The sequence below is a fragment of the Intestinibacter sp. genome (assembly GCF_034113885.1).
In the GTDB taxonomy this organism is placed as follows: Bacteria; Bacillota; Clostridia; order Peptostreptococcales; family Peptostreptococcaceae; genus Intestinibacter.
Window position 1 is genome coordinate 1 of the sequence record NZ_JAXEWM010000096.1, and the last position, 5,607, is coordinate 5,607.

Annotated in this window: 5 protein-coding genes; 3 read left to right on the forward strand and 2 right to left on the reverse strand. The window is 30.9% G+C overall.

Annotated elements, in window-relative coordinates:
* The 3 genes from SPD90_RS05590 to SPD90_RS05600 all read left to right on the forward strand — a co-directional run.
* Positions 1 to 894, forward strand: an 894-nt coding sequence (locus SPD90_RS05590) for an ATP-binding protein (RefSeq protein ID WP_320924580.1), incomplete at its 5' end; no start/stop codon positions are given.
* Positions 895 to 920: 26 nt separating this feature from the next.
* Positions 921 to 3,146, forward strand: a complete 2,226-nt coding sequence (locus SPD90_RS05595) for an LTA synthase family protein (RefSeq protein WP_320924581.1) — start codon at positions 921 to 923, stop codon at positions 3,144 to 3,146.
* 22 nt (positions 3,147 to 3,168) lie between these two features.
* On the forward strand, positions 3,169 to 3,630 hold the full coding sequence (locus tag SPD90_RS05600; protein WP_320624897.1) for a S24/S26 family peptidase: 462 nt from the start codon (positions 3,169 to 3,171) through the stop codon (positions 3,628 to 3,630).
* Positions 3,631 to 3,685: 55 nt separating this feature from the next.
* Here SPD90_RS05600 and SPD90_RS05605 read toward each other — a convergent pair whose 3' ends face one another.
* Positions 3,686 to 4,651: a metallophosphoesterase gene (locus tag SPD90_RS05605; RefSeq protein ID WP_320924582.1), complete on the reverse strand. Its 966-nt coding sequence runs from the start codon at positions 4,649 to 4,651 to the stop codon at positions 3,686 to 3,688.
* Positions 4,652 to 4,750: 99 nt separating this feature from the next.
* Positions 4,751 to 5,440, reverse strand: coding sequence for an LrgB family protein (locus SPD90_RS05610; protein ID WP_320924583.1), 690 nt, complete (start codon positions 5,438 to 5,440; stop codon positions 4,751 to 4,753).
* Positions 5,441 to 5,607 lie beyond the last annotated feature (167 nt).

A 5,607-nucleotide genomic window follows, 5' to 3' on the forward strand; every position in this document is an offset into this window, starting at 1 on the left:
GGATATGTCTACTGCTTCCCATCAGTAGCGAATTACTTTGGTGGCGATATAGTAAGTGGAATGCTATATACAGAAATACATAAAAGACAGGATATTTCAGCATTTATAGATATAGGAACAAATGGAGAGCTTGTAATGGGAAATGAAGATTTTCTAGTGGCTGTAGCTGGAGCAGCAGGACCTGCATTAGAGGGTGGAATAAGTAAATTTGGTATGAGAGCTAGAAAGGGTGCCATCGATACTATAAAAATAATCGACAATAAAATAAAATACACAACTATAGAAGACGGAAAGCCTTTAGGAATATGTGGCTCTGGTATAGTAGATTTATTAGCAGAGATGTTTTTAAACGGATGGGTAGATTTTTCTGGAGTAATAAAAAAAGGCGCATCTGAAAATATAATAGAGGTAGATGGTCAGCTTGCAGTAGAATACGCCACAAAGGAAGAAAGCGGAAATGATCAATCATTAATATTTACTCAAAGTGATATAAATCAATTTTTAAAGACAAAATCAGCTGCACACACAATGGTTGCGTTTTTACTAGAAGAAGTAGGTCTTACATTAGATGATTTAGAGGATTTTTATGTAGCAGGCGCCTTTGGAACACATTTAGATGTAGAAGCGGCTGTCACAATAGGTATGTATCCAGATTTAGAAAGATCTAAAATGCATTGCCCGGGAAATGCATCTCTAAAGGGAGCTTATAAGTTACTTATGAATAGAAACTTACTTGAAGATGTAGATGACATCGCTGAAAGAATACACTACATTGGGCTAGAAGATGCTAAGGATTTCATCGGAAAAATGAGAGCTGCTAGCTTCTTACCACATACAGATTTAGATAATTATCCTACAGTTAAAGCCAAATTAATTGAAAGAGGAATACTATAAAAATGAAAAGATAAGGGGAAATTAATATGAGGTTTTTTAGTAAAATTGATAAAACAAAATTTAAACCAAATAAAAGCTCAATTAAAGAATTATTATTCTTGATATATACGGCGTTTATTCTTTTTTTAATTACAGAAATTTTATCTGCTAAAGGTACTACAAGCTATGGGTTTATAGATAATAGCACTATTTATTTAGGCATAGGATTAATTTTGATTTTGCCTTTATCGACGATTTTTGTGTTTAAAAAGGACGAGAAAAAATATTATATAGGTGAAGCTGTACTGATTTTGTTGATGACGCCTTTTATGAAATATGTATGGGATAAATTCTATATATTTTTAGACATACCTGAGGAGCAAATTTGGTGCTTGCTTTTAGATTATCTAGTTATATTATCGATATTGACTCCACTAGTTTTTTTGAAGAAAAAGATTTTTTATTGTGCTTTAGTGTGTGGAATTTTGATGATATTAGCTATTTGTAATTATGCAGTATCTATATTTAGGGGAATACCTATTGCATATTGTGATGTTTATTGCATAGGAGATGCTTTACCATTGGTAGAGTCTTTTCTAGGAAAAAATAATGTTATATTTTCAATTGTAGGGGTAATAGCCTTAATATTGGGATTTGTAATATTGTTTATTAAAGAAAAGAGAAATACTAGATTTACAAGCTACATCAATATATTAGTAGCAGTTGCAATATGTGCGGGAATGTATTCATATTATTTAAAGCTTGTTAATGACAGAACTTTAATATACTACAGTGCAAATATGGTCAAAACTTACAGATATAATGGATATGTTTATTCAACTATTGAATCATGCTTGAGATTTATAAGAGTTGAGCCAGATGAATACAATCAAGAAAGTATATTGGCTATAAGAAATAAAGTCGATGAAAAGACAGCTGATGATAACAGTATAACTGTCGCTAGTACAGAATTAAAGAGTATAGGCAATAGTTCAGATAAAAAGCCAAATATATTATTTGTGCAGTTAGAAGGCTTTATGGACCCTAATACAATTGAAGGTGTTTTATATAGCCAGGATCCGATACCGAACTTTAGAAAGCTGATGAAAAATGGAATAAGTGGAAAGATGAAGACTCCTTCAATAGGAGGGGGAACTGCTAGAACGGAGTTTGAAGTAATGACAGGAATAGATTTGGAATTTTTAACAGATGGTGAAGTTCCACATTACACTATCTTAGGTCATGAGACCTTAAATTCAGTTGCTACAACCTTGAAAAAGCAGGGTTATTCAACTCATGCAATACACAACAATCAAGGGAATTTTTATAACAGAAATAAGGCATATAGTTCATTGGGATATGATACATATACTTCTATAGAATATATGGACAACGTCGAGAGAACTGAGACTAATTGGGCAAAGGACACAATACTGACAAAATACATAAAGGAATGTTTAAATTCTACTGAAGAAAATGATTTAGTTTTTACAATATCAGTTGAAGGTCACAGCCCTTATCCTACTGACTCTGATAAGTACGAGCTTCCTATTAAGGTAGTAAGCAGTAATTTGCCTGATACAGAAACTAATCAGATATATTACTATATAAATAAAATTCATGAAAGCGATAAATTTATTGGAGATGTTGTAGATTTAGTCGATTCTATGGATGAGGATACAATAGTAGTATTTTATGGAGATCATACTCCTGCTTTAGATGTTTTAAATCGAGATGCTGGAAATGTCGACAGAACTACTACGCCATATGCTATTTACAGCAATTTTGATTTAGATACTGATTTTGAGGGTGGAGATATATCTGCTTATCAAATGAGTACGATTATGTTGAGTCTTGCTGGTTCAGATTTAGGACCTATGGAAAATATACACAAGACTTTGGGCGATCAAGAGGATTATAAAAAAGATTTAGAGCTTGTCGAGTACGATATTTTATTTGGAAAGGATTATTATCTAAATGAAGATGAAAAGACTAAAGCGAGCGATTTGAAGATGGGAACAAAGGATATAACATTAGAAAAGGCAACTTTAGAAGACAATCAGATTTGTATAGAGGGTAAGAATTTTACTAGAAAAAGTATTGTATTTATAAATGGAGAAGAGAAGAGCACTATTTTTGTAAATAGAAATACTTTGAGAGTATATTGTGAGGATGAGGATAAGGATAATATAAAGGATATCGTAGTCAAACAAATAGGTCTTCATGATATACCACTGAGTGAGACAGATACAGTTCAATTGAGCGATGAATAATTTAAGCTGAAAGGAATATTTTATGGATAAAAATACTTCATATAGTGAAAAGGACTTAGTTCCTATAATGGAGGAGGTTATACAAAGTGGAGGAAGCTGTAAGCTTAAGGTCACAGGATATAGTATGACCCCTACTTTGAGACATTTAAAGGACAGTGTCGTATTAGTAAGTCCTGAAAAGAGACAACCTAAAAAGAACGAGATAGTTTTTATAAAGAGGGATACTGGAAAGCATGTGCTTCACAGAATTAGAAAAATAATAGACGACCAATCGTTTATAATGAACGGCGATGCTCAGCAATGGACTGAGGTAGTTAGATTTAATCAGGTTATAGGAGTCGTCGATTCTTTTTATAGAGGGGACAAGGAGGTTTCTTGTGACAATATAAAGTACAAGACTTATGTAAAGCTCTGGGTACTTTGTAAACCTATTAGACCGTTGATTTTTAAGTTTAGGAATTTAGTTAGAAAAGTAATAAAATAAAAATTAAAGGGATTATCGTAGTTTAGTTTTACTATGATAATCCCTTTTGCTTGTGTTATTTAAGATTTTTTAAAGTGATTAAATTGATTTCTGGTGGGTTGTTTATTCTCATAAATTTGGGATTCCCAAGACCGGTGCTTACATATAGTTGGGTATTTTTTACTTTGTAGAGTCCTTTATCGTATTTTGGAAATAATTTTCTAGCTGGATCTAAAATACCTACATCGAAAAGTCGAATTATTCCACCGTGTACATGGCCAGATAGTATTAAATCGAAGTTTTTATCCTCTAATATATCTGCAGCATCGGGGTCGTGGCTCAATAATATATTGAATTTATTTTTATCAACGTTTTTCAGAAAATCCAATGTTAAAGGATTATAGGGGTCTATTTTTTTAGCGTATTTATTTAGAGAGTAATAATATATCCCGTATATATTTATAGCTTGCCCGTCTTTGTAGATTGTAGTATATGAGTTATCAACAAATTTAACTCCTAAATCGCTTAATTTATTTAGATATCTATTGTAGGAGTTATCCACAGCTCTATCTCTTAAATTCCATTCATATCCGTTGAAAATTGCATCTATATCTTCTTCGTGATTTCCAACAGAATAGATAATATCGTATTTTTTAGAGAGCTCCTTTAGGAGCTTAAATCCTACGAGACTTTCTTCATCATAATTTCTATTATATGTATCATCCGAGTCCTTAAATTCAGTAGCAGAGAATATATCACCAGTTATAAAAATTACATCTGGAGACAACTCATCAATTGTATTTATCAAACTTGAATTGTCTTTATCGAATTCAATAGAGTGAGGATCACTTATTTGAAGAATCTTAAAACCATCGAAATTTGATGGTAAGTTAGAAAAAGCTATTTCCTCACTAGCAACTTCAAAAGAGCTGTTGATAATTTTATTTTTATTAATTATATTTAAACTATATATAATAGTTATACACAAAATCACTATTAATGCAGGGAAGATATATTTTTTATTTGATTTTAGCTTATCCACAGTAGCCTCCTTTATATAAATTTATTAAAAAAAGTGAGTATAAACCCACTTTTTATAATCTATTATATATTATTTTTTTGATTTTACATAATAAAATTTCTATATAAAGTTAGCTAATATAGGAATTAAAACAACTGTTAAAAATCCAGCTACACCTATAGACAAACTACTCATGGCTCCTTCAACTTCACCAAGCTCTAAAGCCTTACTTGTACCAACTGCATGTGCTGCAGTACCTAATGCAATACCCTTAGATATTGGATGCTTGATTCCTCCTATTTTTAGTACAGTTTCGCCCATCATATTTCCAGAGATACCTGTAAGTATTATACATACGACTGTTATAGATTCTATTCCTCCTAAAATATTACTAAGTGATATTCCCATAGGAGTAGTAATTGATTTAGGTAAAATTGAATATATAATTTGTGAATTAGCATTTGCCATTTTACAGATTATTACAACACAAGCAAATGATATGAAAACACCTGTCAATATACCTACTAAAATTTCTTTAGTGTATTTTTTAAATAGATGGAATTGTCTATATAGTGGTACTGCTAAAACTATTGTTGCAGGTCCTAATAAAAAATTAATTATATCTGCACCTATTTTAAAGTTTTCATAAGGTATTTTTGTAACCTTTAAAAATAATATAATAAGTATCATAGCTATTAAAAGTCCGTTGCATAGAGGATTTTTTGCTTTTTTTTGTATGAATAACCCTATATTATAAAAAACTATGATTGTCAATAATCCGAATAATTGTGTATTTAATATCTGTTCCATTTTTTCGCCTTCTTTTAAATAAATTTAAGCAACTTCTTCTGCTTCTTTTTTCTCTTTTCTTTCTTTTAATTTAATCATTAAATCTACACTACGACCGCTGCCGATCATAACAAGTACATTTATTATTAATATGCATAATAAAAGCAAAATAGCATTTTCTTTTATTA

What these genes read in the sequence shown, in the direction of transcription:
- SPD90_RS05595 (WP_320924581.1), top strand. Translation starts at nt 921, where the DNA reads ATGAGGTTTTTTAGTAAAATTGATAAAACAAAATTTAAACCAAATAAA.
- SPD90_RS05600 (WP_320624897.1), top strand. Translation starts at nt 3,169, where the DNA reads ATGGATAAAAATACTTCATATAGTGAAAAGGACTTAGTTCCTATAATG.
- SPD90_RS05610 (WP_320924583.1), bottom strand. Translation starts at nt 5,440, where the DNA reads ATGGAACAGATATTAAATACACAATTATTCGGATTATTGACAATCATA.